At 55.2% G+C, this 25,169-nt stretch carries 25 protein-coding genes; 8 read left to right on the top strand and 17 right to left on the bottom strand.

The features are described from left to right. The first annotated feature begins 138 nt into the window (after nucleotides 1-138). The 5 genes from TMES_RS20430 to TMES_RS20410 all read left to right on the top strand — a co-directional run bounded on the left by TMES_RS20430 (nucleotide 139) and on the right by TMES_RS20410 (nucleotide 7,145). Nucleotides 139-861, top strand: a complete 723-nt coding sequence (locus TMES_RS20430) for a GNAT family N-acetyltransferase (protein ID WP_085586041.1) — start codon at nucleotides 139-141, stop codon at nucleotides 859-861. A 144-nt stretch (nucleotides 862-1,005) separates the two neighbouring features. Continuing rightward, nucleotides 1,006-1,641, top strand: a complete 636-nt coding sequence (locus TMES_RS20425; RefSeq protein WP_085586039.1) for a CDP-alcohol phosphatidyltransferase family protein — start codon at nucleotides 1,006-1,008, stop codon at nucleotides 1,639-1,641. Nucleotides 1,642-1,806: 165 nt separating this feature from the next. Next, entirely contained in the window at nucleotides 1,807-4,074 is a 2,268-nt protein-coding gene (locus TMES_RS20420) for a bifunctional diguanylate cyclase/phosphodiesterase (RefSeq protein WP_085586037.1), read from the top strand. Nucleotides 4,075-4,077: 3 nt separating this feature from the next. After that, nucleotides 4,078-5,193, top strand: a complete 1,116-nt coding sequence (locus tag TMES_RS20415; protein ID WP_085586035.1) for an ABC transporter substrate-binding protein — start codon at nucleotides 4,078-4,080, stop codon at nucleotides 5,191-5,193. After that, nucleotides 5,190-7,145: a sensor histidine kinase gene (locus TMES_RS20410; protein WP_085586033.1), complete on the top strand. Its 1,956-nt coding sequence runs from the start codon at nucleotides 5,190-5,192 to the stop codon at nucleotides 7,143-7,145. The genes TMES_RS20415 and TMES_RS20410 overlap by 4 nt, the downstream gene beginning before the upstream one ends. 91 nt (nucleotides 7,146-7,236) lie before the next feature. Here the strand turns inward: TMES_RS20410 and TMES_RS20405 are convergent, their stop codons facing one another. The 13 genes from TMES_RS20405 to cyoA all read right to left on the bottom strand — a co-directional run bounded on the left by TMES_RS20405 (nucleotide 7,237) and on the right by cyoA (nucleotide 17,900). Beyond that, the gene (locus TMES_RS20405) at nucleotides 7,237-7,584 is read right to left on the bottom strand and encodes a hypothetical protein (RefSeq protein WP_085586031.1); all 348 of its coding nucleotides are present in this window, start codon (nucleotides 7,582-7,584) and stop codon (nucleotides 7,237-7,239) included. Between the two features lie 89 nt (nucleotides 7,585-7,673). Continuing rightward, on the bottom strand, nucleotides 7,674-7,925 hold the full coding sequence (locus tag TMES_RS20400) for a GIY-YIG nuclease family protein (RefSeq protein ID WP_143589757.1): 252 nt from the start codon (nucleotides 7,923-7,925) through the stop codon (nucleotides 7,674-7,676). A 7-nt stretch (nucleotides 7,926-7,932) separates the two neighbouring features. Next, on the bottom strand, nucleotides 7,933-8,715 hold the full coding sequence (locus tag TMES_RS20395) for an SDR family NAD(P)-dependent oxidoreductase (RefSeq protein WP_085586059.1): 783 nt from the start codon (nucleotides 8,713-8,715) through the stop codon (nucleotides 7,933-7,935). A gap of 73 nt (nucleotides 8,716-8,788) precedes the next feature. After that, the gene (locus tag TMES_RS20390; RefSeq protein WP_085586027.1) at nucleotides 8,789-9,400 is read right to left on the bottom strand and encodes a 2-dehydro-3-deoxy-6-phosphogalactonate aldolase; all 612 of its coding nucleotides are present in this window, start codon (nucleotides 9,398-9,400) and stop codon (nucleotides 8,789-8,791) included. A gap of 45 nt (nucleotides 9,401-9,445) precedes the next feature. After that, nucleotides 9,446-10,387: a 2-dehydro-3-deoxygalactonokinase gene (locus tag TMES_RS20385; protein WP_085586025.1), complete on the bottom strand. Its 942-nt coding sequence runs from the start codon at nucleotides 10,385-10,387 to the stop codon at nucleotides 9,446-9,448. Nucleotides 10,388-10,502: 115 nt separating this feature from the next. Then, complete coding sequence (locus TMES_RS20380; RefSeq protein WP_085586022.1) at nucleotides 10,503-11,495, bottom strand: Ldh family oxidoreductase; 993 nt, start codon at nucleotides 11,493-11,495, stop codon at nucleotides 10,503-10,505. Between the two features lie 163 nt (nucleotides 11,496-11,658). Beyond that, a complete protein-coding gene (locus TMES_RS20375; protein WP_085586020.1) occupies nucleotides 11,659-12,246 on the bottom strand; it encodes a TetR/AcrR family transcriptional regulator in 588 nt (195 codons plus the stop codon). Then, nucleotides 12,237-12,722 carry a MaoC family dehydratase gene (locus tag TMES_RS20370; protein WP_245835529.1) on the bottom strand — a complete coding sequence of 162 codons (486 nt, stop codon included), beginning with the start codon at nucleotides 12,720-12,722 and terminating at the stop codon, nucleotides 12,237-12,239. The genes TMES_RS20375 and TMES_RS20370 overlap by 10 nt, the downstream gene beginning before the upstream one ends. A 152-nt stretch (nucleotides 12,723-12,874) precedes the next feature. Then, nucleotides 12,875-13,654 (bottom strand): SURF1 family protein, encoded by a 780-nt coding sequence (locus TMES_RS20365; RefSeq protein WP_085586019.1) that lies wholly within the window; start codon nucleotides 13,652-13,654, stop codon nucleotides 12,875-12,877. Nucleotides 13,655-13,739: 85 nt separating this feature from the next. Continuing rightward, on the bottom strand, nucleotides 13,740-14,141 hold the full coding sequence (gene cyoD / locus TMES_RS20360; protein WP_085586017.1) for a cytochrome o ubiquinol oxidase subunit IV: 402 nt from the start codon (nucleotides 14,139-14,141) through the stop codon (nucleotides 13,740-13,742). Next, nucleotides 14,138-14,761, bottom strand: a complete 624-nt coding sequence (gene cyoC, locus TMES_RS20355) for a cytochrome o ubiquinol oxidase subunit III (RefSeq protein ID WP_085586015.1) — start codon at nucleotides 14,759-14,761, stop codon at nucleotides 14,138-14,140. The genes cyoD and cyoC overlap by 4 nt, the downstream gene beginning before the upstream one ends. 10 nt (nucleotides 14,762-14,771) lie before the next feature. After that, nucleotides 14,772-16,775: a cytochrome o ubiquinol oxidase subunit I gene (gene cyoB, locus TMES_RS20350; RefSeq protein WP_085586013.1), complete on the bottom strand. Its 2,004-nt coding sequence runs from the start codon at nucleotides 16,773-16,775 to the stop codon at nucleotides 14,772-14,774. A 75-nt stretch (nucleotides 16,776-16,850) separates the two neighbouring features. Beyond that, nucleotides 16,851-17,900, bottom strand: a complete 1,050-nt coding sequence (gene cyoA, locus TMES_RS20345; protein WP_085586011.1) for a ubiquinol oxidase subunit II — start codon at nucleotides 17,898-17,900, stop codon at nucleotides 16,851-16,853. A gap of 394 nt (nucleotides 17,901-18,294) precedes the next feature. Between cyoA and TMES_RS20340 the strand changes: the two genes are divergently transcribed. Further along, entirely contained in the window at nucleotides 18,295-19,635 is a 1,341-nt protein-coding gene (locus tag TMES_RS20340) for an MFS transporter (RefSeq protein ID WP_085586009.1), read from the top strand. Between the two features lie 174 nt (nucleotides 19,636-19,809). On the opposite strand, the gene TMES_RS20335 is transcribed toward TMES_RS20340, so the two are convergent. The 3 genes from TMES_RS20335 to TMES_RS20325 all read right to left on the bottom strand — a co-directional run bounded on the left by TMES_RS20335 (nucleotide 19,810) and on the right by TMES_RS20325 (nucleotide 22,740). Beyond that, entirely contained in the window at nucleotides 19,810-21,021 is a 1,212-nt protein-coding gene (locus TMES_RS20335) for a methyl-accepting chemotaxis protein (protein ID WP_158091282.1), read from the bottom strand. A gap of 153 nt (nucleotides 21,022-21,174) precedes the next feature. Next, nucleotides 21,175-21,657 (bottom strand): RrF2 family transcriptional regulator, encoded by a 483-nt coding sequence (locus TMES_RS20330; RefSeq protein WP_085586006.1) that lies wholly within the window; start codon nucleotides 21,655-21,657, stop codon nucleotides 21,175-21,177. Nucleotides 21,658-21,822: 165 nt separating this feature from the next. Beyond that, nucleotides 21,823-22,740, bottom strand: a complete 918-nt coding sequence (locus TMES_RS20325; protein WP_085586004.1) for a LysR family transcriptional regulator — start codon at nucleotides 22,738-22,740, stop codon at nucleotides 21,823-21,825. 140 nt (nucleotides 22,741-22,880) lie between these two features. Between TMES_RS20325 and TMES_RS20320 the strand changes: the two genes are divergently transcribed. Continuing rightward, nucleotides 22,881-23,735, top strand: a complete 855-nt coding sequence (locus tag TMES_RS20320) for an oxidoreductase (RefSeq protein WP_085586002.1) — start codon at nucleotides 22,881-22,883, stop codon at nucleotides 23,733-23,735. A gap of 111 nt (nucleotides 23,736-23,846) precedes the next feature. Here TMES_RS20320 and TMES_RS20315 read toward each other — a convergent pair whose 3' ends face one another. After that, complete coding sequence (locus TMES_RS20315; RefSeq protein ID WP_085586000.1) at nucleotides 23,847-24,065, bottom strand: DUF3126 family protein; 219 nt, start codon at nucleotides 24,063-24,065, stop codon at nucleotides 23,847-23,849. Between the two features lie 309 nt (nucleotides 24,066-24,374). On the opposite strand from TMES_RS20315, the gene TMES_RS20310 reads away from it, so the two are divergent. Beyond that, nucleotides 24,375-25,109, top strand: coding sequence for a glutathione S-transferase (locus TMES_RS20310; RefSeq protein WP_245835528.1), 735 nt, complete (start codon nucleotides 24,375-24,377; stop codon nucleotides 25,107-25,109). Nucleotides 25,110-25,169: the final 60 nt, after the last annotated feature.

Below are 25,169 nucleotides of genomic sequence, written 5' to 3'. Positions count from 1 at the left end.
GATCGATTTCGATCAATGAGGTTTGGTATAACAGCACGTTTTGCAAATGGTTCCACCGTTATTTTAAAACTGGTCCTTCGCAAGGGACCAGTTCCACCCCACATTGCGCGCCACCGCCCCAATAACAGGACTTGCGCCATGACAGCCCCGCAACACAATAAATTCGACCAGCCCGTTGGCGTCACCGTTGAAAACTGGCAGCCTTGTGCCCTGCCACCTGCCACCGCGATGATCGGGCAACATTGCCGGGTTGAACCCGTTGACCCGGCAAAACACGCAGACGACCTTTTTGCTGGCAACCAGATTGCCGCTAATGGCGAACGGTTCACCTATCTGGGCACCGATGCGTTTGATGATGTTGAAAGCTATCGCAAATGGCTTGAAACCATGCGCGGACCGGACCCGATGTTGCATGCCATCATCGACCTTGCATCGGGAAAAGCCGTGGGTGTTGCCGCCTTCATGCGAATAGACACCACGCACGGCGTCATTGAAGTCGGCAATATCAACTATACCCCGGCCCTGTCGCAAACCATTGCGGGTACCGAAGCCATGTATCTGATGATGAAACGGGCCTTCGACGATTTGGGCTATCGCCGTTATGAATGGAAATGCGACGACCAGAACCTGCCATCACGCGCCGCCGCCGCCCGTTACGGGTTCGTTTACGAAGCTACATTTCGCCAACATATGGTTTACAAAGGCCGAAATCGCGATACGGCATGGTTTTCCATCACCGATCAGGAATGGCCAATCGTCCGCGCCGCCTTCGAAGCATGGCTTGCCCCGCAAAATTTTGATGCCAACGGCAAACAGGTTTCCAGCCTGCAAAATTTGCGAAAATCCCTCGCCGATAATTAATTCTATCCCCGCAACACCGACGCAAACGCCGCCTTCATCCGGGCGGCGTTTTTTTTTGCAGGCATTGTGACGTTCTGGTGATTATGCAACGGCTTAAAGGCAGGGTATAAAGGCAGCCCACCGTTTCATAAACCGGAGCCCCCGATGTTTGATGCCCGCCTGCGCCCTCTGATCGACCCGCCGTTAAACGCGCTGGCCCGTCGCCTGTCGGGGACTGGCATTACACCGAACATGGTCACGGCCCTGGGGTTTCTGATCGGTTTAATGGCCGCCTTTGCGCTGGTTATTGAGCAATATTATGCCGCCGCCGTCCTGATTGCGCTTAGCCGTATCGCCGATGGCATGGATGGCGCCATTGCCCGGCACGCCGCCCCGCGCAGCCGCCACCCCAACGCCAAAACCCAGGAAAGCGATCTGGGCGGTTATTACGATATTGTCGCCGATTTTCTGTTTTATGCGGGCATGGTGCTGGCTTTCGCCGTGGGCCGCCCGGAACACGCATTAATGGCGGCGTTCCTGATTTTTTGTTTTGTCGGCAGCGGCAGCAGCTTTTTGGCCTATGCCATAGTTGCCGCCAAACGCGGCGACAACCACGAAAAGCAGGGTAAAAAAAGTTTCTATTACCTGACCGGCATTACCGAAGGCAGTGAAACCATTGCTGTTTTGCTGGCATTTTGCATTTTTCCCGCCTATTTCGCCCCGATTGCTGCCATTTTCGGCGCACTTTGCCTGATCACGACATTCGGTCGGGTTTTGCAAGCCACCCGGGACTTTGGCTAAATCAACTTAAACGAAAGAAAAATTCTTCCTTTTGCAACAAATCCAACGGCATAACTTTGACGTAACAAACCTGCAACACCTAATACATACGTATATGTAAGGTTGTTTGTTAAGTTAATAAAACACCCGTTTGATCATCATCATAAAGCAGAAGGGTTACTTCCCGTGAGTAACGAAGAATTTGTTTTTCTAGCCGAAGACGCTATGGAAAAAGCATCGCCGGTGCAAATCGCATCGCCGGTATCTGCCGCACCATGGCGCATTCTGATCGTTGATGATGACAGCGATGTGCATGATATTACCGAGCTCGCCCTTGATGGCCTGACCTTTCTGGGCAGAGAGGCCGAGCTGCTTCACGCCTATAGTGCCGCCGAAGCCGCAGAGTTGCTAAAGGTCGAGGAAAACATTGCCATCATTTTGCTTGATGTGGTGATGGAAACAAGCGATGCCGGTTTACGCCTTGTCGGCCATATCCGCGAGACGCTGAATTTGCGCAATGTGCGCATTATTTTGCGCACCGGCCAGCCGGGCCAGGCCCCGGAAATGGATGCGATCACCAAATACGATATCGACGATTACAAAACAAAAACCGAACTTACCCGCAATAAACTGTTCACCTCCATTACAACTGCCCTTCGTTCCTATGAACGCATGCAAAAGCTGGAGGCCAACCGCGCCGGTCTTGAAAAAATCATTGCGTCGAGCAACGAGTTTTTGTCGCGGCGCGGCCTGCGCAATTTCGCCGAGGGCGTAATTACCCAGCTTTCCGGCCTGATGGATGTGCGACCCGAAGGGCTGGTTTGTGCTATTGGCAATGGCGAACATCTTGATCTAATTGATGAACACGCCCAAAATACACAAATCCAGGTCATCGCCGCCGCGGGTCGCTATCGCGACATGATCGGTCAGGACCTGGCAACACTTCAGTCTGACGAAATTAACGCGGCCCTGCACGAATGCATGACACGCAAAGAAACTGTATTTTTGCCCGGCTGTGTGGTGCTTTATCTGTTTGTCCGCGAAGGCTATGCGCTGGCGGCCTATATTGGTGCCCCCAAACCCATTAGTAACCTTGACCAGCATTTATTGTCTGTTTTCTGCGGCAATCTGGCCCTGTGCGCCGAAAATATCCAGTTGGTCGAAAAGCTGAAACATCGCGCCTATGTCGACGAACTCACCAGCCTTGCCAACCGAACGACCATTCTCGATACCATAACCTCGCTTTTAAAAGATCCGGGCCAGCAGCCCAATTCGCTGGTGCTGATTGATTTACAGCTGTTTGCCGAAATCAACGATGTTCTGGGTCATTCCTATGGCGACCGTTTGTTATGCGCCGTGGGTCAACGCCTGTCCTCGGTGCTGCCAGATTGTATTGTTGGCCGCGTTGCCGCCGATCTGTTTGCCGTGGTCGGGCATAGCGACATATTGACCCAAACCTCGATCGCCGCCATTTTTGCCGCCCCGTTTAACATCGAACATTTTGAACTACCGGTCCGGGTTGCCGCTGGCTCGACCGAACTTAATGCCTGTGCGCAAACCGCACTGGACTGCATGAAACAGGCCTATATTGCGCTTAAACGGGCAAAATCCATCGGCTTTGGCCAGATTATAAAATATGACCCGGAACTGGCTGCCATCACGCGTGACCGCGCACAGCGCCTGGGCGATTTGCAACTGGCCGTCGATCGCAACCAGCTTGAAGCCCATTACCAACCCCTGATCGACTTTAAAACCGGCAAGCCGTGCGGTGTTGAAGCCCTGATCCGTTGGCGGCGTGATGATGGCGAACTGGTCCCACCCGTCGACTTTATTCCGCTGGCAGAATATTCCGGCTTGATCCGCCCGATTGGCAACTGGGTCGCCCGTGAAGCCATGATGATGGCGCGTCGCCTGCACGCCGAAGGTTTTGACACCATGCGGGTATCGATCAATGTATCGAAGGTGCAACTGGGCGCCGATGATTTTGTCGCCAGCTTGACCGCCCTGCTCGAAGATACCGGCATCGCGCCCGAATTTGTCGAGCTTGAAATCACCGAAAGTGCCTGTGACATGGGCATTGACGAACTTGAAATCCTGCTTCATCGCATTCGCAAGCTTGGGGTTTCCATTGCGATAGACGATTTTGGCACCGGCTTTTCATCGCTGTCCTATCTGGACCGCCTGCCCGTCGACAAACTGAAAATCGACCGTTGTTTTATCACCCCGCTAGATGACGAAACCGACAGCAGCCGTATTGCCGAGCTGATCGTACCATTGGGGCACCGTTTGGGCATGCAAGTGGTTGCCGAAGGCATTGAAACAGCAAAACAGGCGCAAAAACTGGCCGAGATGTCATGTGATATTGCCCAAGGCTTTTTATATGGCAAACCCATGCCGGGGCCGGAACTGTTGACATGGTTACAAAATTTCACCCCGATAGCAGCGGAGCAATAACCCATGACCGGTTTGCGGGCCCTGAAAACACTGATGATTTTGGGCTCTTCTGTGCTGGGGCTGGCCGCCTGCGGCGAGCCTGAACCGGTACGGGTCGGCTTTATAGCCGGTTTGTCGGGTGCCGGTGCCGATACCGGTTTTGCCGCGCGCAATGCCTTGTTAATGGCGGTTGATGACGTTAATGCCAATGGCGGCATTGATGGTCACCCGGTCGAACTTGTCATTCGTGATGACCAGAAAGACGGCGATATTGGCCGCAGCCATGTGGATGAATTCAGTTCGCTAAACGTCGCCGCTATTATCGGCCCGATCATAAGTTCGGTCGGAAATGCCATGTTACCTGCGATCAACGAGCATCAAATCGTCACCATTTCCCCCACGGTTTCAGCATTTGAACTGTCGGGTAAGGATGACCATCTGTTTCGCATCAATTCCACCACCCGCGATAATGCACAATCCTATGCCCTGCATCAAAGCCGGTTGGGCCGCAAAACAATTGCCATTGCCCTTGATCAGGCCAATGCCACCTTTACTAACAGTTGGGCCGACGAATTTACCCGTGCCTTTACCGGTTATGGTGGTGTCGTTGTCGGCAGTGTCCCGTTTAACAACACCGCACAAATCGGCTTTTCATTGCCCGCCGAACAGCTTTTAGCCCTGCAATCCGATGCCATTTTGCTGGTCGCTAACAGTTTTGACAGCGCGCAGCTTGCCCTGCAAATTCGCAAGCGCGGCGCAACCCACCCCATCATTGCCGCCGAGTGGGCAGCATCAGAACAGTTGATCGCGATGGGCGGGGCGGCAGTTGAAGGGATGGAACTGTTGCAAAGTTACGACCGCAACGATCAATCTGCACAGTTTCGCAGCTTCGCCCAAGCCTATGAAACCCGGTTCAAAGCCCGGCCCGGCTATACCAGCGTTGCCACCCATGATGCCGCAACCATGCTGTTTTCCGGGTTAAAACAACAGGCCCAAACCGGAATGCCCCTCAGGCTGGCCTTGCTGCAACTGCGCGATATTCAGGGCCTGCAACAACCACTGAATTTCGATCAATACGGTGATTCCCAACGCAAAACCTACCATGTCGTTATTCGCGATGGTCAGTTTGTTGCCCCATGAAAATCATCCGCCCCTATCATTTCCGCACATGGCTGATTTCGTTGCTGGTGGTAACATCCCTTTTCACTTTTCTGGTGGTTGGCACCATTATTTTGCTGGTGAAAATTCCACAAATTCGCCATACCCACCAGACGGCAGTTGTGCTGGCCGCCGATGAAATAACCAACCGTATCGAAACGGTTCTTAATTTTGTTGAATCCGATCTGGAACTGGTCGGCCATGCCTTGGCACACATGCCGGAACGTGATCTGCAATCTGCAATTTCCCATCCGCAAGAAGGCCGCTTTGACGCATTTTATCTTATCCATGGCAATGGCCAACTGGCGGCGGCCTATATTCGCAATGCCGACCCGAAACGCTGGCAGGAACTGACAGGCCTTGATCTGTCGCGCAATATCCTGTTTCAGGAAGCCACCATATCGAACCGCGCGATATGGAGCGACCGCTACCTTTCGGTTATCAGCGGCCAGGTAACAGAAGCCGTCGCCATCAGAGCATCGGAAAACGGCGATGTGATTATCGGTGAATTATCCATTCGCCAGCAGATAAACCTCGATCACAGTTTTGCCAGCAACCGTTCGATCAGCTTTGCAATCCTCGATAGCAACGGTGAAATTATCGCCGACAGCGACCCTGAAATGATGCGCCAAACCTATATGCCGCAAATTAATCAGGTCACACAAACCGCCACCCGCGACAAGGGCGCACGTCTGGGTCACGCCATTGTCAACGATGTGTCGTTTGACGTTGCCTCGAATTATTCCAACATTCTCGGCTGGTATTTTACCGCCCGTGTCACCACCGGGCTAGATAACCCTGAAATCCTCAGTCTGACCGAAATTGTTGTTGCCTGTTTTGGCGGATCACTGATCATTGGCCTGATTATGGTGCCGTTTTGGGCGCATGTCATGGTGTCACCGCTCAACGGAATTGTCGAGCATGCATCCTCAACGGCACGCGGCGAAACAATTGCACCGCGAAAAAGCGGTTCGGTGCAAGAATTTAACCGCCTGTCATCCGATCTCGACCGCCTGGCCCTTGCCGTACATATCCGCCAACAGGAACTGGCCCGGTTAAATGACGGCCTGGAACAGCGCGTCCACGAACGCACCGCCGAGCTTGAACATATCAACACCGAACTATCCTCAACCTTGCAGGCGCTTAGCCTGACGCAGGATGAACTGGTTCAATCCGAAAAAATGGCGGCCCTGGGCCGCTTGGTGGCCGGTATCGCCCACGAATTAAATACCCCGCTGGGCAATGGCCGCATGGCCGTAACCACCCTTGCCGATCAAAACATCACCTTCGCCAAAACGCTGGAAAACGGCCTGCGCAAATCAGATCTGACAGATTACATCGCCCAGGTTCAAACCCTGACCACGATGATAGAGCGCAACATCATGCGCGCTGGCGATCTGGTCAGCAGTTTCAAACAGGTTGCGGTCGACCGCACATCGTCGCATCGGCGCCGGTTTTCGATTACCGAAGTCATTGATGAAATCATTCTGACCCTGACGCCGTCGCTAAAAAATCGGCCCGTCAGCATCGAAAAACATATCGAAGCCGATGTCACGCTAGACAGCTTCCCTGGCGAATTTGGCCAAATCATCACCAATCTGATCGACAATGCGCTGGTTCATGCTTTTGAGCCCGATCAGGACGGGACTGTCGCCATCCATGTGATACGAGATAAACAGCGAGAAAATTCGGTCATTCTTGAGGTGCGCGACAATGGCAAGGGCATGACCGACGATGTACTGGATCATATTTTTGATCCGTTCTTCACCACCCGCATGGGCACGGGCGGCACCGGCCTTGGCCTCTCCATCACCTCAAACGCGGTCAATTCGCTGCTGGGCGGCACAATTTCGGCCACCAGCGCACCGGGGGAAGGCACATGTTTTCGGATCATTTGCCCAATGATCGCCCCTGAAAACACCCCCGCAACATAAAACCCCCTGACGGATGCTGCGCACACCATCAGGGGGTTTTCAGATCATTTCGCGAAATCAACGCATAACCAGCCCGACCGGGCCTGAATGCTTAATGATCAGACTCGCTGACAAAATGTTCGGCAAGGCCGGTATCATAGTCCATACCTTCCGCCGTCAACACCACGGTTTGCGGATAGCCTTCATGGGCCAGCCCCTTGCGTGCCAGCGCCACCCAAACCGACGGGTTGCTAAACCCGCTGGCATCGCGCGCGGCGACAACAAATTCACCCACATGCACATGGTCGCCATGGCCGTGCGGCGCACGGGTAATGGTGCCATCACCGGTTTGCGCATCAATCGCGCCTGAATTGGGGTCTTTGGCCAAAATCTGGGCCAGGGCAAGGGTGCGTGCCTGCAAGGCGTTCAGTTTTTTAGGATTTGCTTTTTGTACCGGCATTGCTGTGTCCTTGGCAAAAAGAGTGAACGGGTTTTATCGCCTGACTTAGCCGCAAACACCCACCGGCATCAAGCCCGTATTTGCAGATATCAGCGGGCCGCAAGCTGTTTGCGCAGCTTGCGGTCCCGTTTCAAATGCCATTCGCGGCTCATGGCCTGCCCAAAGGTGCGAAAGCGTTCCATATAAACCACTTCCCACTGTCGCCCCTTGGTGGTTTTGGCCCCCTTGCCGCCGTTATGGGCGGCAAGGCGGGCCTCAACATCGGTCGACCAGCCCACATAGGTACGCGGCGCGGTAACGCCCAGTTCGCGTAACACATAAACAAATGTCTCGTCGGCCATAGGGCAATCAGCCCATGGTGGAATTAAACGCGCCGCCATCAAGCAGCACATTCTGACCGATCATAAAGCTGGCATGTTCGCTGCACATAAACGCACAGGTCGCGCCAAAATCCAGCGGATCGCCAAATTTGCCGGTCGGCAATGCGGCCTGCGCACGGGCGCGGGCTTCGTCGAGCGTGATATTTTCCGTTTTCGCACGGTTGCCCATCAGCGCGCCAATGCGGTCGGTATCATGCTGGCCGGGCAACAGGTTGTTCATCACAACACCGTCTTTGGCCACCTGGCGTGCTGTCCCGGCAACAAACCCGGTCAAACCGGCACGGGCCGCGTTGGACAGGCCCAGCTGTGCGATCGGCGATTTGACCGACCCGGATGTAATATTCACAATCCGGCCCCATTTGCGCGAAATCATGCCTGGCAAAATGGCGGTTGCCAGCAAAATCGGCGTTAACATATTGGACTGGATCGCCGCCTGCCATTCGGCCTGGCCCCAGTCGGACCACACACCGGGGGGCGGGCCACCGGCATTGTTCACCAGAATATCGGCATCCGGGCAGGCGGCCAGCACCTTGTCGCGGCCTTCTTCGGTGGTGATATCAACCGCAACCGTCTGCACATTTACGCCAAACGTATCGCGAATATATTGCGCTGTTTCTTCTAACGGGCCTGCGCTGCGCGCATTCAGGGTTAAATCAACCCCGGCTTCGGCCAGTTTAATGGCACAACCGCGCCCCAGCCCCTTTGACGACGCACACACGATGGCCTTACGGCCCTTAATTCCCAGATCCAATGGATCCTCCCATGACTTGGTCGGTTTTTTCAATGACGCGAAGATAGCCTGCAAGGCGATCCGTCGTCAAAGATCAATGACGAAAAACAGCGTCATAGGTATAAACATATTCGACCGCACACTTGCCAACCTCGTCGGCACTCATGCCCGGTTTATAAATGCCCGATCCCAACCCGAAACCATTGCATCCGGCCTTGGCAAAGCTGGCAAAATTAATCGGCTCGACACCGCCAACGGCAAAAACCGGAATGTCTTTTGGCAATACCGCGCGCATTGCGCCAATGCCCTGTGCGCCGACCTGACTGGCCGGGAAAATTTTAAGCCCGTCGGCCCCGGCCTTGATGGCGGCAAAACATTCGGTCGGGGTCATAACCCCCGGCCACGACCCCATGCCGCATTTTTTGGTATGCGCAATCACCTCGATATCGCAATTGGGCGATACAACAAATTGCGCATTGATTTCCTTCAGGCGGTCAACATCCTCAACCGTTAAAACGGTTCCCGCGCCAATTTTGGCGGCATCCCCCACGGCGGCTTTCATCGCCGGAATGGCTTCAAACGGATCAGGCGAATTTAGCGGAATTTCAATCAGGGTAATTCCGGCATCGACCAGTGCGCAGGCAATATCGCCCGCCTCGGACGAATGAACCCCGCGCAAAATGGCAATCAGGTTACGATGTGACATCACATTATCCTTTCCGGTCAGAACGTTTTCCCATGCGGGCGGTTTTTATTTGGTCAGAACAGCATAGGCCCGGCGCAACCCGCCCAAGGTTGCCACTTCGGCATCGACAATCGCGCTATCAAATCCATGAACCGACAAAGCCTGACGATAACGTACCGCCAGCTTTCCATCCCCGATCAGGGCAATGCTATCGCCTTTGCCAAGCCGTGCAACAATGTCGGCAATTTCGCTGCCAATGACAAAACCGGACAATTGCGCCGCCCCGGTTTGGCCGCCATTGGCCCCCACCAGCCCGCCCGCACGAATGGTAAAAAGCCGATGCAACAAATCGCCCGAAGGCACGGCAACATCTTTTACTGCTTTGTCAAAGGCAACCGCATCGTCGGCCCCTTGCATTGAATGACGCAGGATCGATTGTTGCGATAACAGGGCAAAAACTTCGCCGCTCATATAGGTGCGAAAACCGGTAATGGTGCCATTGGCAATATGCGCCCATTTGCTGTGGGTGCCCGGCAAACAGACCCATCCGGCAAAATCGGAATTATCGGCCATAAATCCCACCAGTTGGGTTTCCTCGCCGCGCATCACATCGGGGTCATCCACCTGCTTTAGGCCCGGCAATATATAAACCGCCAAACCGGCTTTGCTTAAAGGCGGTTGCACCGCGCCAGCCGCCAACGATGCAGGACGGGCTGGCAGGCTGGCATAAGGGGCTTCGCGCCAGCCCTGTTTGGCCCCGGCCATACCACATATAATCACCGGTATCGCGCTATCGGCACCATTGTCATCGGGCAACCAGTCCGCCACCAGATCGCGCAGCACGGTTTCAAAACCATCGTCGGCAATTTTGTTTAAACCCAGATCGGACTCGCACCGCGCCAGAATATCGCCAGCACCATCCATTGCCCACAGGCGTAAATTGGATGTGCCCCAGTCAACCGCAATCCAGCCAAGATGATCCGATATTTTAAGGTGCGATGCTGCCACGTTTACCTGCCCGCTGTTTATTGATGGGTTTCTTTATTTCCTCATACAATTAAACCCGATTTGGCCCGATGTACATACCGCAAATTGAAAACTGTCCTTGCAGATATTGCCATCTTTACAAGGTCTTGATCAGGGCAATCACGTCGTCTTCAACCTCAATACCGGTTTCTGCGGCTGTGGCGCGCGCGCCCTGCCCGCGACGACCGGGCAAGCGAACGGCAGGGTCGCTGGCAATTTCACCTGCCAAATATGCAATACGCTCCAGCGGGTTAAACCCGGGGGCGGTTGCCTTGGGATCAATCGCGATAATCATGTGCCCCAATGCGGGCGGTGCGCCTTTGTCATCAAACAGCGACGATGCCTCGTGCGAAAAAAGGGCGCCGGTCAACCCGGCGGATAATATTTCCACCATCAGGGCCAAAGCCGCCCCTTTGGCATCCCCTGCGGGCACCATGGTTCCGGCAAGGGCCGCGTTGGCATCGGTGGTGGGGTTGCCGTCGCGGTCAAACGCCCAGCCTTCGGGAATATCGCTGCCCTTTTGCTTGGCGGCCATAATTTTACCGCGCGCCACCTTGGACAGGGCCAGATCAACCACAATCGGATCACTGCCGGGCACCGGGGTGGCAAAAGCCAGCGGGTTGGTGCCATACATTGGCCGCAGCCCGCCCCACGGGGCCATCGCGGCCGGGGCATTGGCCACCATAATCGCCACCAGCCCCTGCTGGGCAAACCGCTCCACCGTTAAACCCATCACACCGGCATGGTGCGACCGGCGAATGGATGCCAGGGCAATGCCCTGCGAACGGGCGATATCGGGCAATTCAGCCACGGCAATATCAAGCGCGGGATACGCAAAGCCAAAGGCCGCATCAACGGCAAGAACACCCGGTGCCGGGCGCGAAAAGGTTGGCGTTACCTGGCCGTCGGTTTTACCGGCACGGGCCTGCTTGCTATAGGCTTCGACCCGGCGCAGGCCATGCCCGCCCTGCCCTGCGGCCTCGGCCGCCACCAGCGCCGTTGCCACAGAAGCAGCATTGGGCGCAGAAACATTATTGCGAACAAGGGTATCAATCACCAGTTGGCGGGCATCGGACAGGGATAAAAGCATATGGGGCAAACCTTGGCATGGGGAACGGCGCGCCCGACAGCCCCCGGTAACGGGGAAAGCTGGCGCACCAAATCGGGTTCCCTCACATTAGCCATTCCCGCAAGCCGCGACCAGCCTGTTTGTCAATAATTTCAACAGCTACCCGGAAGTCGCCCTGTGGGTATCACAAAGAACCGCGCTGTTTCAGATGGGCTTTTGAGGCATCCAGAATTTCGTCAGATAAATCCCCGCTTGATACCATCCGTGCCAGCACCAGCGCCCCAACCATTTCCGATATCACCGACAATGCCTCGGCCCGTCTGGCGTCGCCATCATCACCTGGCATATCGGGCACGGCCTGCGCTACCATATCGATAAGCGGTTCCAGCCCGTCGGAAAAGGCGGCTTTTACCACCTCGCCGTGGCGGGTGGCATCAGGCGCAAGGGCCGCAAAGGCACAGCCTGTTCCGGGATCATCGCGCTGGGCTTCACTGAGATAACCATCTATTAACGCGCCCAGCGGGTTATCGGGGTTGCTCTCAAGGCGGCGTTGCCAGTGAAGGCGGGTTTTATCAAGGGTGGCCCGGCTGGCCTCGGCCTCCAGATCCAGCTTGGATTTGAAATGGCCGTAAAACCCGCCATGGGTCAACCCGGCGGCCTTCATGATATCGGCCAGACCAATCCCGTCGAAACCCTTCTCGCGAAACAGGCGCGAGGCTACTTCCAAAATCCGCACCCTGTTTTCAGCGGCCTGTTCCCGGCTTACACGCATGGTGCTGCCTCCGTCACCGGTTGACGCGGCACCACGATGGTCGCTTCAAGCTCCTGCACCACATCGCCACGGGCAGTCATCGTCAGGCTTTTCATCACCACTCGCCCCCGGTCGCGCCGGCTTTGCGACGGCGTAATGGACAATATTTCGCTTTCGACATGCAAAACATCATCCGGTCGGGTCGGGCGCGGCCATTTGACCACAACATTGCGGCCAATCACCCCGCGCGAAAACGGGGTCGATTGCACAATCAGCTTCATGGTCAGCGCAGCCGTGTGCCAGCCACTGGCCGCCAGCCCGCCAAACAGCGTGCTTTTGGCGGCCTCGGCATCAAGATGAAACGGTTGCGGGTCAAACTGGCGGGCAAAGGCAATAATCTGCTCGGCGTCAAGTTTGTGGGTCGCGCTTTCAAACCGTTGGCCAACGGTTAAATCTTCCAGATAAAGCTGTGGCAGTTGCGGGTCATTGCCAGACAAAACAGGATCCTTCCATCACACATGCGCATCGCATTATTCATGACGACCATCATGTTATAGCAATCAAAGCCCGGAATTGCACGTTCAAAACGCATTATCACATGCCAGCCAGCCCCGACCGGACACAGAAGCAACACGTAAACTGGCGCGAATTAATCCCGCCTTTTGCCGCTGCGCAGGGCAAAAACCGCCCCTGCCGCCACCATCAGGGCCAGTGCAAACCATGTAATGGCATAAATCAGGTGGCTGTTGTGAAAGGTAATCCGGGTCAGCCCGCCCAAGGGCAACCCGCCGGGATTTTTGCTGTTATCGGCATCAATGAAATAGGGGGCAACATTGGCAGGCTCCAGCCCGTGAAACTGCGCCATCGCCTTTACATCGCGCGAATACCAGCGGTTATCTTGCGGCACATTATCGCGCAGGGCGGTTCCGTCCGCCTCGTCCATCCGCAACAGCCCGGTGACACGGACCGTGCCATCGGGCTGGCCCTGTCTGCGCGTCGCGGCATCTTTATGGTCGGTTGGTACAAAGCCGCGATTAACCATAACAATGGTGTCGCTGTCGTCGCGTTCAAGCGGCGTCATCACCCAAAAACCGGCACCATAATCGGTGGCGGCATACACCGCTGTTTCCTGATCATTAAGGAAATGCCCGGTCACGGTAACATGGCGATATTCATCGTTTTTCGCATTAATACCGGCCCAGTCGGCACGGCCCGGTGCCAGGGCGGCCGGGGCCGCCACCCGTGTTGTCACCCGGTCAATCAGGGCCAGTTTCCATGCCCGTCTTTCCACTTGCCACACGCCAAGGGCGATGAACCCGCAAAACAGGGCCAGCGCGATGAAACCAATGATAATGCGGGTCGCAAGCGCGCGTTGCGGGGCCGGTTTTTCGGCTGGCGGGGCAGCATTTGACGATGACGGCTGTGTCATAAAACAACACTTTCGGTTAAGCACCCTAAACAAAAAAGGCGCGCCAGGTTTCCCCGCCGCGCCTTGAATTTCAAAACCGGGCCCGTTACGGCATGGTTTTCATCATACCTTCGGTCATGGCGGGCATCATGTTGGTGTTGAGATGATACATCACCCACAATGAACCGCTAATGGCAATCGCCACAATCACGATGGTAAAGATCAGCGCCAGCATGGTCCAGCCGCCTTCGGATTTGCTGTTCATGTGCAGGAAATAGATCATGTGAACCACAATCTGCACAACGGCCAGCAACATCACGGCAAGGGCGGTTCCGGTCGGGCTTGAAATCACATCCCCCATCACCAGCCAGAACGGGATCGCGGTCAGGATAACCGACAGGATAAACCCGGTCAGATATTCCTTGAACGAGCCATGTCCTTCGGTTTCGGTGTGGCCATGATCATGCCCGTCATGTCCGGTGGAATGTTCAGTCGCGTGCGATGTCATCCCAGAACTCCCATCAGATAGACGAATGAAAACACCCCGATCCAGATCACATCCAGGAAGTGCCAGAACAGGCTAAGGCACATCAGGCGGCGTTTGTTTGCTGCGCCGAGGCCATATTTGCCAACCTGAACCATCAACGTAATCAGCCAGATAATACCGACCGTAACGTGGGTTCCGTGGGTGCCAACCAGGGTAAAGAAAGAGGACAGAAACGCGCTGCGCTGCGGACCGGCCCCTTCCATGATCATGTGCGAGAACTCGAACAGTTCCAGCCCGACGAAAGCAGCCCCGAACAGCCCGGTAATACCAAGCCAGACCAGTGTTGCCTGCTTTTTATCCTTTGCCATCGCCAGCATGGCAAAGCCATAGGTGATGGACGAAAACAAAAGCATCGAGGTGTTGATCGCCACCAGCGGCAGATCAAACAGCTCTTTCGGGCCGGGCCCGGCCGCATAATTGCGGCCAAGCACCCCGTGGGTTGCGAACAGGACCGCAAAGATGAGGCAATCGCTCATCAGATAGATCCAGAATCCAAGCATCGTACTGCTTGGCGCGTGCGGTTCTTCCTTGGCAAGGAAGACCGGCGTTTGCGTTTCATGAACGGCGGTTTGCGTAGCCATTATCGAGTTCTCACGCCTGTTTTGCCAGAAGCTTGGTACGTGCTTCTTCGGTCTCGATCACTTCTTCCGCAGGGATGTGGAAGTCACGGTCGTAATTGAACGAATGCCCGATGGCGACAGCGATCATGCCGACAAATGCCAGGATGGCAAGCCACCACATATGCCACACCATGCCAAAGCCAAGTGCCACGGCCAGGGCAGCGATGATGGCCCCCGCCCCCGTGCCTTTCGGCATGTGGATGGATTTAAAGCCTTCGGTCGGACGGACAAAGCCGCGCTGCTGCATATCCCACCACGCATCATGGTCATAAACCACCGGCGTGAAGGCATAGTTATATTCAGGCGGCGGCGACGAGGTCGACCATTCCAGGGTCCGGCCATGCCAGGGATCGCCGGTTTCATCGCGCAGCTGTTCGCGGCGCATGACACTGACAACGATCTGGATCACGAAAGACGCAATGCCAACGGCAATCAGAACCGCGCCAAAGGCGGCAATGATGAACCAGATTTGCAAGGACGGATCATCGAAATGGTTCAAACGACGGGTAACGCCCATCAGGCCGAGAACATAAAGCGGCATGAAAGCGAAATAGAAGCCGATAAACCAGAACCAGAACGACATTTTGCCCCAGAACGGATCAAGCTTGAAACCGAACGCTTTCGGGAACCAGTAGGTGATACCGGCGAAAACACCGAACACCACGCCACCAATGATCACGTTATGGAAATGTGCAATCAGGAACAGGCTGTTATGCAGAACAAAGTCGGCCGGCGGCACGGCAAGAAGAACGCCGGTCATGCCACCGATAACAAAGGTCAGCATAAAGCCGATGGTCCACAGCATCGGCACTTCAAACCGGATGCGGCCCTTATACATGGTAAACAGCCAGTTGAACATTTTCGCGCCCGTCGGGATCGAAATGATCATGGTGGTGATACCAAAGAACGAGTTCACACTCGCGCCAGAGCCCATGGTGAAGAAGTGATGCAGCCAGACCAGATAGGACAGGATCGTGATCACCACGGTCGCATAGACCATCGAGCTGTAGCCAAACAGACGCTTGCCGCAGAAGGTCGCAACGACTTCAGAAAATACACCAAAGCAAGGCAGGATCAGGATGTACACCTCGGGGTGACCCCAGATCCAGATCAGGTTGATATACATCATCACGTTGCCGCCCATATCATTGGTAAAGAAATGGGTGCCGACATAACGGTCAAGGGAAAGCAGGGCTAAAACAGCGGTCAAAACCGGAAACGCTGCCACGATCAGAACGTTGGTGCAAAGTGCGGTCCAGGTGAAAACCGGCATCTTCATCATCGACATGCCCGGCGCGCGCATTTTAACAATCGTCGCGATCAGGTTAACCCCGGAAAGCAGGGTGCCCAGACCGGCGACCTGCAGGCCCCAGATGTAATAATCAACGCCAACCCCGGGACTATGCGAAATATCGGACAGCGGCGGATAAGCCAGCCAGCCGGTTTTTGCAAATTCACCAACAAACAGCGAAATCATAATGATCATCGCGCCAGCGGCCGTCATCCAGAAACTGAAATTGTTCAGATACGGAAACGATACGTCGCGCGCACCAATTTGCAGCGGCACAACAAAGTTCATCAAACCGGTGACGAACGGCATTGCTGCAAAGAAGATCATGATCACGCCATGCGCGGTGAAGACCTGGTCATAATGGTGCGGCGGCAAAAACCCGGCCGAGTCGCCAAACGCCATTGCCTGTTGCGCGCGCATCATCAGCGCATCGGAAAAACCGCGCAACAGCATGATCAGGCCGAGAATGATATACATCACGCCGATCTTTTTATGATCAACGCTGGTAATCCATTCCTGCCACAAATAGGTCCATTTGCCGAAATAGGTGATTGCGCCCAGCACCGCCAGGCCACCAATCATCACACCAATAAAGGTCACGACCAGAATGGGTTCATGGTAGGGAAATGAATCAAGGGAAAGCCGACCAAAGATCAACTTTAACAGATCCGGATTTGAAGGCATCGGTTTACTCTTCTTTTCAATGCGGCTGTGCCAGGCACAGCCGCCAAGGTCCGATAAATTAGGATCGCGGTTCGATCAGGGCTTCTGTGCCGTGGCGCCATCGTCCGACATGCCCGCCATTGGCGCACTTTCGGGGGAATGTTCGCCATGTGACATATCGGCCGTCGGCTCGCCTGCTTGTGAATGCTCCCCGTGCGGCATGCCGCCCGCGTGACCATTCTGGGCATCGATCATCATCATCTCGTTCATGCACATCTTGGACTTGTCGACGCACATGTTAACCACCGCATTAAACAAATCCGGGTCGACACCATTGTAATAGTGTACCGGCTCTGCCGTGGTCGGCTTCGCCAGATCCAGATAATGCGCCCGATCAAGATCACCTTCGCCGTCAGACTTCACCTTTTCAACCCATTGGTCGAAATCGGCCTGCTTCATACCGTGAAACTTGAAATGCATGTCCGAAAAACCGGCCCCGCTATAGTTCGCGGAGAAGCCTTTATAGACACCTTCCTTGTTGATCACAGCGTGCAGCTTCGTTTCCATACCCGCCATCGCATAGATCTGACCGGCAAGGGCAGGAATATAGAAGGAGTTCATGATCGACGAAGACGTAATCTTGAAATTGATCGGCACATCAACCGGGGCTGCCATTTCGTTAACCGTGGCAATGCCAAGTTCCGGGTAAATGAACAGCCACTTCCAGTTCATGGAAACGACTTCAACGGTCAGCGGTTTCATGTCCTGCGTCACAGGCCGCGACGCATCAAGCCGATCGAGCGGGCGATACGGATCCAGCGTATGCGTGCTGACCCAGGTAATCGCGCCCAAGGCAATAATGATAAGCAGCGGCGCAGACCAAATGATCACTTCAAGACGGGTGGAATGATGCCAGTTCGGCTCGTATTCCGCCTCTTTGTTTGACTGGCGATATTTCCAGGCAAAAAACACTGTCAGTGCCATCACCGGAATGATGATGATCAGCATCAGAATGCTGGAGATAATAATCAGGTCGCGTTGCTGCACCGCAACGTCGCCCGAGGGGTGCATCACAACCAGATTGCATCCGTTTAACAGAAGCAAAAGAGGTGCAATCAGCAGGCCGCGTGAAAGTTTTGATGACATACGCTTGATCTTTTGACCAGTCTCAGGACGAGACCATTTGCAAACAAAACAGCAATATCCGGATTGCGCCCCAAGAGCCCCAATCACGTCAATTACCTGTCGTTCCCGGATTTAGTTTCAAAAACATGACGATAACGAACCGCCATGTCTGACGAAAATTAAGCTGGTCAAATTCCAACCAGTGGCAGGATTGCTACATCCGACAGCCAATTTTGTCAACCCCGGCACCCCAGCTTTTCCGCCACATTTGCCATGCCTGTGCGTCATAAGTGCTATTCCCAATCAAGAGGCGATTTGACACCAATGATTTACAGGCTCATAGTTGTTTTAAGACCAATTCCAAATCTGGCTTTGACCCAACCATAAAGGTCATAAAACATAAGGGAGGGGTATAATGAGTTATCCCAGTGAGTCCTACGCAGCGGCGTCCTCCTCACAACTCGAGCGTGATGTTCGCCAGCTTTCAACGCGTACCCAGGTCGACCCCGGCAAGATCGCTTTGGGTGTCATTATTGGTCGCACGTCGGAGTTTTTCGACTTTTTCACATATTGCATTGCAGCAGTAATTGTATTTCCCCGCCTTCTGTTCCCGGCTGACGATCCGGTCACCGGAACGCTTTATTCCTTCGCCATTTTTTCACTTGCGTTCATTGCCCGTCCGGCAGGGTCGCTTTTGTTCATGGCGGTTGACCGGCGTTACGGGCGCGGGGCAAAACTCACAGTTGCAATGTTCCTGCTTGGTGGTTCCACCGTCGCCATCGCCTTTATACCCAGCTATGAAAGTGCTGGCGTATTGGGGATTTACCTGCTTTGCGCCTTCCGTTTTGCCCAGGGACTTGCCCTTGGCGGCGCATGGGACGGGCTGGCATCCCTTCTGGCCCTTAATGCCCCGCAAAACCGCAAGGGCTGGTACGCGATGATGCCACAACTGGGCGCACCGCTGGGCTTTATTGTGGCTGCCGGGCTGTTCGCCTATTTCTTAATGACGCTAAGCGATGCCGACTTTATGGACTGGGGCTGGCGTTATGCCTTCTTTGTCGCCTTTGCCATCAATGTGGTGGCGTTGTTTGCCCGTCTGCGGCTGGTAGCAACCACCGAATTTGGCCATTTGCTTGACCAGAACGAACTTCAGGCCGTGCGTGTCACCGACACCTTCAAGGTTCACGGTCGCACCATCCTGATGGGGGCGTTTTTGCCGCTGGCAAGTTATGCCCTGTTTCATCTGGTTACCGTGTTTCCGTTAAGCTGGGTCAACCTTTATACCGACCATTCCGTGGGCCGGTTCCTGATTATCCAGCTGATCGGCGCGGTTATCGGCATGGGCACCATTGCCGCATCGGGCATTATTGCCGACCGGATCGGACGGCGTAAATTGCTGGGCATTTGTGCGGTTATCATTGGTGTGGGCAGTTTTGCCACCCCGTTCCTCTATCAGGCCGGGGCCATTGGCGAAGACATTATTGTTCTGGGCGGCTTTGCCGTGCTGGGCCTGTCCTTTGGTCAGGCGGCCGGTGCCCTGGCATCAAACTTCCGCCAGCAATACCGCTATACCGGGTCGGCCATCACATCGGACCTTGCCTGGCTGATCGGGGCCGGCTTTGCCCCGCTGGTCGCCTTGTTCCTGTGTGACCGGTTTGGTCTGATCATGGTGGGGGCTTATCTGTTATCGGGCGCGATCTGTACGCTGATCGCGCTTTATTTCAACAAGCAGATGGTCGAAACCCAGGTTGACTAACACCTGACGCCAACCACGCGCACCACCTTCTGGGCGCGCAGCGTGAACTGGTATTATCGAACTGACATCAAGGGCGGCATCATAACGATGTCGCCCTTTGCAGTTTAGCAGCCCTTTGCACATCCGCACGGATCATGCCACGCAACTCCCGTCAGGCACGGGCGGCACGGCCCATTACTGCTGCGTGCGGATCATGCGGCGCAAACGCTGCATCACCTCGTAATTGCTGGCTTCCATCACGCTTAATGCCTTCAGGGCCTGTTCCATGTTTCCGGCGCGATACTGCCCCACAGCAATGCGGGCATTTTCATGCACCTGGCGATGTGGTTCCTCCATCGCAGCAAAGTCAGGCAGGCGGGCAAATTGCCCCTGCCCCGACCCGCCATAATACCATTGCCCCAACCGACAATCGGTTTCAGGGGGAAAATCGGCCTCGGTTGCGTTTGAAAGCCCCATAAACACCCTATAAACCTCCAGCTTCAGCTCCAGCTCTTCAAGATTGGCAAGCTCGACCTCGCTTAGCATCGCCGCCGTCGCCAGCGCCCGGGACGACTGGTCGGAAATTTCAACAATTCGGCCGGTACGGGCCAAAATGTCCCCCGCCTCGTTTTTCAAATGGCTGGCGGCATGGGAATTGGCCCGCATATTGTCATCGGTGGTGCTGGCGGTCTTTTTAATGTCGCGCACCAGCGACCCGATATCGCTGGTCGCAGTTGCGGCCTGCCCGGCAAGGGTGCGCACTTCGGTTGCGACCACGGCAAACCCTGCCCCGGCCTCTCCGGCGCGCGCGGCTTCCATACTGGCATTAAAGGCCAGCAACCGGGTTTGGCGCGATACATTGTCAATCAACGACAAAATGGTGCTGATACGGTTGGCATCGGCATTTAATTCCGAAATTTTCTGCGATGCCTGATCAACCTTGGCACTGATTGACACAATCTCGGCAACCATTTCCTGCAAGCTGGCCTGGCTGGCCTCGGTTTCACGCCGCGCATCCTGATTGGCGCGGCTATGATCAATCAGCAATGACGATAACTCGCCAAATGATTCCCGCACCGACACCAGCGAATGACCAAACCCGTCCAGATTGCGAAAAACCACCTGATAAACGTCGCGCTCATGCTCAAGCTCGCCAATGCGCGCCAAAAGCCCGGCTTCGCGCGCGGTCGCCATATCTGCACCTTCGGGTACGCTGCCCGCAGCCCCCAAATCGCCCCCGTCACGCACGGGCAACCCGGCCTGTGCGGCTTGCCAAACATCCTTGCGGGCGCGACCCTCGCCCGCGATTGAAACCGCCCCCGAAACCGAACCGGCCTCGGCCGCTATTACCGGCGCAGAACCCGCGCCTGTCGCCCCGCCATCCGGTCTTTCCTGCACTGCGTACATGCTATCCTCCGTGCTTTGCGTCCATTCATCCCGTCCCTCGCTGCACCGGTTTCGGGCAACAAAAACAGGTTCTTTTAACATATATTTAAAATACATGTTAAGCCACAAATTGCATGGCTGATGTGACGCTGCGCCGCCCCGCAAACGGCACATTCATTTTAGCACGGTAGAAATACGCGGCTTAACTAGCCTGTGTGCAGGCACCAGCCCCAATATGTCGGCAAGGGCTGCTTGCGGCGCAATCAGGTCGGCCAGCACATAGCCATCCAGCACGTCATAAAATGCCTCGCGCGCCTTAAAAAGGGCACCGCGCAAAATGCAGGCGGCTTCAATTTTGCAACAGCCCGCATGTACCGGGTCGAAACATTCAACAATATGGCTGTCTTTTTCGGTTTCACGCACCACCGCACCAACATTAATATCGCCCGCCGGGCGCGCCAGCATCATGCCACCACCCTTGCCACGCACGGTGGTGATAATGTTTTGCCGCGCAAGGTGATGCACAACCTTCATCAAATGATTGCGCGAAATATCATAGGCCGTGGCAATTTCATCAATCGTTGCCAAACCATCGCCATGCAGCCCCAGATAAATCAGGGTGCGCAAGGTGTAATCGCTAAAACCCGTCAATCGCATTGTTAATCCCCGACATCGCCATTACCAATCGTCCCAATACCGCCAACACGCACCAGAACCAATAGAACCAATATTTTTAATGCATCTTATATTCTAAACAAGCATCGCCCGGCAGCGCAGGTAAAAATCGCACAGGTTTCGCATCCGCAAAATCACACACAGCCATCATGCCGGGTCATCACATCGGTTGGCCGCCCGCAAAAAATCAATCACGGCCCGGACGGCAGGCGGGGTGTGATGCTGGCGGGCGTAATACACATACCAGCCGGGGAAATCGGGCGAATAACTTTCCAAAAGCGGCACCAGTTTCCCGGCATCAATCAGCGGCTGCATCCATTGCGACGACCAATAGGCAAAGGCAATGCCAGCCCCTTGCGCCGCCGCCTGCAGGGCTGTGTCACGGTGCGATACAATCAACGCGCCATTCACCGCCACATTGAACCAGCGCCCGTCGTCGTTAAATTCCCAATTATAGATTTTATTGCTGCCCGGTTTGCGCCAGTTAATGCAGTTATGCCCCAAAAGGTCAGCCGGTGTGTGCGGCCTGCCATGCTGCGCCAGATAATCGGGCGATGCCACTGCCACCTGGCGCAAATCCGGCCCCAGCTTGACCGCGATCATGTCTTTTTCCACAAGCTCGCCCAGGGTAATGCCAATATCAAAGCCATCGCCGACAATATCGATCATGGCATCATTAATGCCCAGTTCCAGGGTGATGTCGGGAAATTGCTGATAAAAATCGCCCAAATGCGGCTCCACCAGGGTTGCCAGTGCCAAACGCGGCAAAACCAGCCGCACCGTCCCGGCCGGGCGCCCCGGCAGGTTTCGCACCTCGCCAAGGGCGGCTTCCATTTCGCCAAGGGCGGGTTTAAATCGGTCAAACAGGCGCTGCCCGGCCTCGGTCAGGGCGGTGCTGCGCGTGGTGCGGTTCAGCAACTGCACCCCGATCCGCGCTTCAAGCTGACGAATGGTCTGGCTTAAGGTCGAGGGCGAAATCCGCAGCCGGGCCGCGGCACGCGAAAAATTGCCTTCCTCCACAATGGCGACAAACGCCCGCAAATCGGCAAATTCACTGCCTCGCATTATACACCATTCTCCACATAGTCTGTTTCATTCTTACATTATAGCCCAAACAATGCGTCGCCACTAGCCTGCCCTTCCCATGCCCGGGTCCGTCAAAAACGCCGCCCCGGGCACGACCGAAAAACCGAAAGGGCCAAAAAATGGCAAATCCCACCGCAAAAACGTTTCTGATTACCGGTGTCAGTTCCGGCTTTGGCAAAGCCTTTGCCATCGCCGCCTTGCAGGCTGGTCACAAAGTGATTGGCACCGTGCGCAACGACGCCGCCAAACAGGCATTTGAAAAGCTGGGTGGTCATGCCACCGCGCTTATTCTTGATGTCACCGATTTTGATAACATCCCCCCCGCCATCACCGCCTTGCACCAAACGGCTGGGCCGATTGATGTTTTGGTCAACAATGCCGGTTATGGCCACGAAGGCATTCTCGAAGAAAGCCCGCTTTCCGACCTGATTGCCCAGTTCAACGTAAATGTGTTTGGCGCGGTTGCCATGATCAAGGCGGTTTTGCCCACCATGCGACAGCGCAAAAGCGGTCATATCATCAACATCACCTCGATGGGGGGCTTCATTACCATGCCGGGGATTTCGTATTATTGCGGGTCGAAATTTGCGCTGGAAGGTATTTCCGAAACCCTTGCCCGCGAAGTCGCCCATCTGGGCATCCATGTCACTGCGATTGCGCCGGGGTCTTTTCGCACCGATTGGGCCGGGCGGTCCATGGTGCGCACCGAACGCAGCATTGATGATTATAACACCCTGTTTGACCCTATTCGCGATGCCCGCACCGCCAAAAACGGCCAACAGGCGGGCGACCCGGCCAAGGCCGCCCAAGTCTTGCTTGATATTATCAACCACGAAACACCCCCGGCCCATTTATTATTGGGGGCGGACGCCGTGGTGCTGGTTCGCGACAAAATGGCATCACTGGCCGATGAAATTACCCGCTGGGAAGATGTCAGCCGGTCGACAGCCTTTGCTGACACCCCGTCGGCATAGCGAATAAGGCAGCTTCTTTCATCAGCCATAAAAAAACGCCCCTCATCGCGGGGGCGTTTTTATACTTTGGTTCGTCGTGGCGAAAACAGCCCCCTGAACAAACAGGTTTGCTTAATCCAGCGACGGCAAATCTTCTTCAAGGATCATGATCTGCAAGGAATAGCTGACTTCACCTTCGTCTTCGTCGCGGTGCAAAACACCCAGAAATTCGTCGCCGACGCGCATTTCAATCGGATGATCCTTGGCCCGCGGCGGGTCAATGACAATGCGGTTATTATCAAAAGTGCGACGCAAATACTTGGTTACCCGCGCGATTTCGGTCGGTGTCATGGTCTGTTTCCTTGTTTCCATCTGTGGTCGTCGATCCACCGTTCCAAACAACGGCCCCCGGCGCGTTTATGTTCCGGTTCGGTGGAAGGCGATAAATTACGTGCTTTTCCTTTCACAAACCGGACCGATAAATCAAGCCCGTCGCGTGTAAAATGTCCAAAATTTTACCTTGTTCGGGCAAAATAGATAGCACAACCCATTATAACCGGCCAATCACACCGCGAAAACCAAAACTGCCCCCCCGCGTCTTCACGGCTGATGGCCGCAAAGATGGTTGCAAACCCGACACCATGTCTGTACTCCAAAAACATGACCGATCAGATGCAAACGCCCGCCACCATCCTTCCAGATACGACCGCAATGCCGGTTTTATACAGCTTTCGGCGCTGCCCCTATGCCATGCGCGCCCGTATGGCGTTGCTGGCTGCCGGTATTGTTGTGGAACTGCGCGAAGTTGTCCTGCGCGACAAACCCGCGGCATTGCTTGCGGCATCGCCCAAGGCCACTGTGCCTGTGTTAATCCTTGGCGATGGCACCGTCATTGATCAAAGCCTGGAAATCATGGTCTGGGCCCTGGCCGAGGCCGACCCGCAGCAATGGCTAACCCCGCAAAGCGGCGACCTTGATGATATGCTGGTATTAATCGCGCAAAATGACGGCCCGTTTAAAAACCACCTTGATCGCTATAAATACGCATCGCGCTATGACGGGGCCGATCCGGCTTTTCATCGCCAACAGGCCGAAAAAATTCTGAACCGGCTTGATGGTCGGCTTGCGGTTGGCAAATATCTGTACGGCACCCGCCCGGCCCTGGCCGACTATGCCATTGCCCCGTTTATTCGCCAGTTTGCCCGCATCGATCCGGAAAAATTTGATGCCCTGCCCTTTGCCCACCTGCAACGCTGGTTGCACGACATGCTGCAAAGCCCGTTTTTTGCCAATGCCATGACCAGATATGCCCAGTGGCACGATGGCGATAAACCGGTATTGTTGCAGGCCACCGCACCAATAACATCAGATATTCAACCGCAAGCAGGCTGGTAAAGGCCCATTGCCTGTGATAGCAACGCCTGCATTGAACCATTCCACCTTCGGGGACCCGGA

The organism is Thalassospira mesophila (assembly GCF_002115755.1).
Classification (GTDB): Bacteria; Pseudomonadota; Alphaproteobacteria; order Rhodospirillales; family Thalassospiraceae; genus Thalassospira; species Thalassospira mesophila.
This window is presented reverse-complemented; position numbering and strand designations above follow the sequence as displayed.

Bases quoted from the DNA above. Each gene is read 5' to 3' on its own strand.
- TMES_RS20430 (WP_085586041.1), top strand. From the start codon at position 139: ATGACAGCCCCGCAACACAATAAATTCGACCAGCCCGTTGGCGTCACC.
- TMES_RS20425 (WP_085586039.1), top strand. From the start codon at position 1,006: ATGTTTGATGCCCGCCTGCGCCCTCTGATCGACCCGCCGTTAAACGCG.
- TMES_RS20415 (WP_085586035.1), top strand. From the start codon at position 4,078: ATGACCGGTTTGCGGGCCCTGAAAACACTGATGATTTTGGGCTCTTCT.
- TMES_RS20410 (WP_085586033.1), top strand. From the start codon at position 5,190: ATGAAAATCATCCGCCCCTATCATTTCCGCACATGGCTGATTTCGTTG.
- TMES_RS20405 (WP_085586031.1), bottom strand. From the start codon at position 7,584: ATGCCGGTACAAAAAGCAAATCCTAAAAAACTGAACGCCTTGCAGGCA.
- TMES_RS20400 (WP_143589757.1), bottom strand. From the start codon at position 7,925: ATGGCCGACGAGACATTTGTTTATGTGTTACGCGAACTGGGCGTTACC.
- TMES_RS20390 (WP_085586027.1), bottom strand. From the start codon at position 9,400: ATGTCACATCGTAACCTGATTGCCATTTTGCGCGGGGTTCATTCGTCC.
- TMES_RS20380 (WP_085586022.1), bottom strand. From the start codon at position 11,495: ATGCTTTTATCCCTGTCCGATGCCCGCCAACTGGTGATTGATACCCTT.
- TMES_RS20375 (WP_085586020.1), bottom strand. From the start codon at position 12,246: ATGCGTGTAAGCCGGGAACAGGCCGCTGAAAACAGGGTGCGGATTTTG.
- TMES_RS20365 (WP_085586019.1), bottom strand. From the start codon at position 13,654: ATGACACAGCCGTCATCGTCAAATGCTGCCCCGCCAGCCGAAAAACCG.
- cyoD (WP_085586017.1), bottom strand. From the start codon at position 14,141: ATGACATCGCACGCGACTGAACATTCCACCGGACATGACGGGCATGAT.
- cyoC (WP_085586015.1), bottom strand. From the start codon at position 14,761: ATGGCTACGCAAACCGCCGTTCATGAAACGCAAACGCCGGTCTTCCTT.
- cyoB (WP_085586013.1), bottom strand. From the start codon at position 16,775: ATGCCTTCAAATCCGGATCTGTTAAAGTTGATCTTTGGTCGGCTTTCC.
- cyoA (WP_085586011.1), bottom strand. From the start codon at position 17,900: ATGTCATCAAAACTTTCACGCGGCCTGCTGATTGCACCTCTTTTGCTT.
- TMES_RS20340 (WP_085586009.1), top strand. From the start codon at position 18,295: ATGAGTTATCCCAGTGAGTCCTACGCAGCGGCGTCCTCCTCACAACTC.
- TMES_RS20335 (WP_158091282.1), bottom strand. From the start codon at position 21,021: ATGTACGCAGTGCAGGAAAGACCGGATGGCGGGGCGACAGGCGCGGGT.
- TMES_RS20330 (WP_085586006.1), bottom strand. From the start codon at position 21,657: ATGCGATTGACGGGTTTTAGCGATTACACCTTGCGCACCCTGATTTAT.
- TMES_RS20325 (WP_085586004.1), bottom strand. From the start codon at position 22,740: ATGCGAGGCAGTGAATTTGCCGATTTGCGGGCGTTTGTCGCCATTGTG.
- TMES_RS20320 (WP_085586002.1), top strand. From the start codon at position 22,881: ATGGCAAATCCCACCGCAAAAACGTTTCTGATTACCGGTGTCAGTTCC.
- TMES_RS20315 (WP_085586000.1), bottom strand. From the start codon at position 24,065: ATGACACCGACCGAAATCGCGCGGGTAACCAAGTATTTGCGTCGCACT.
- TMES_RS20310 (WP_245835528.1), top strand. From the start codon at position 24,375: ATGACCGATCAGATGCAAACGCCCGCCACCATCCTTCCAGATACGACC.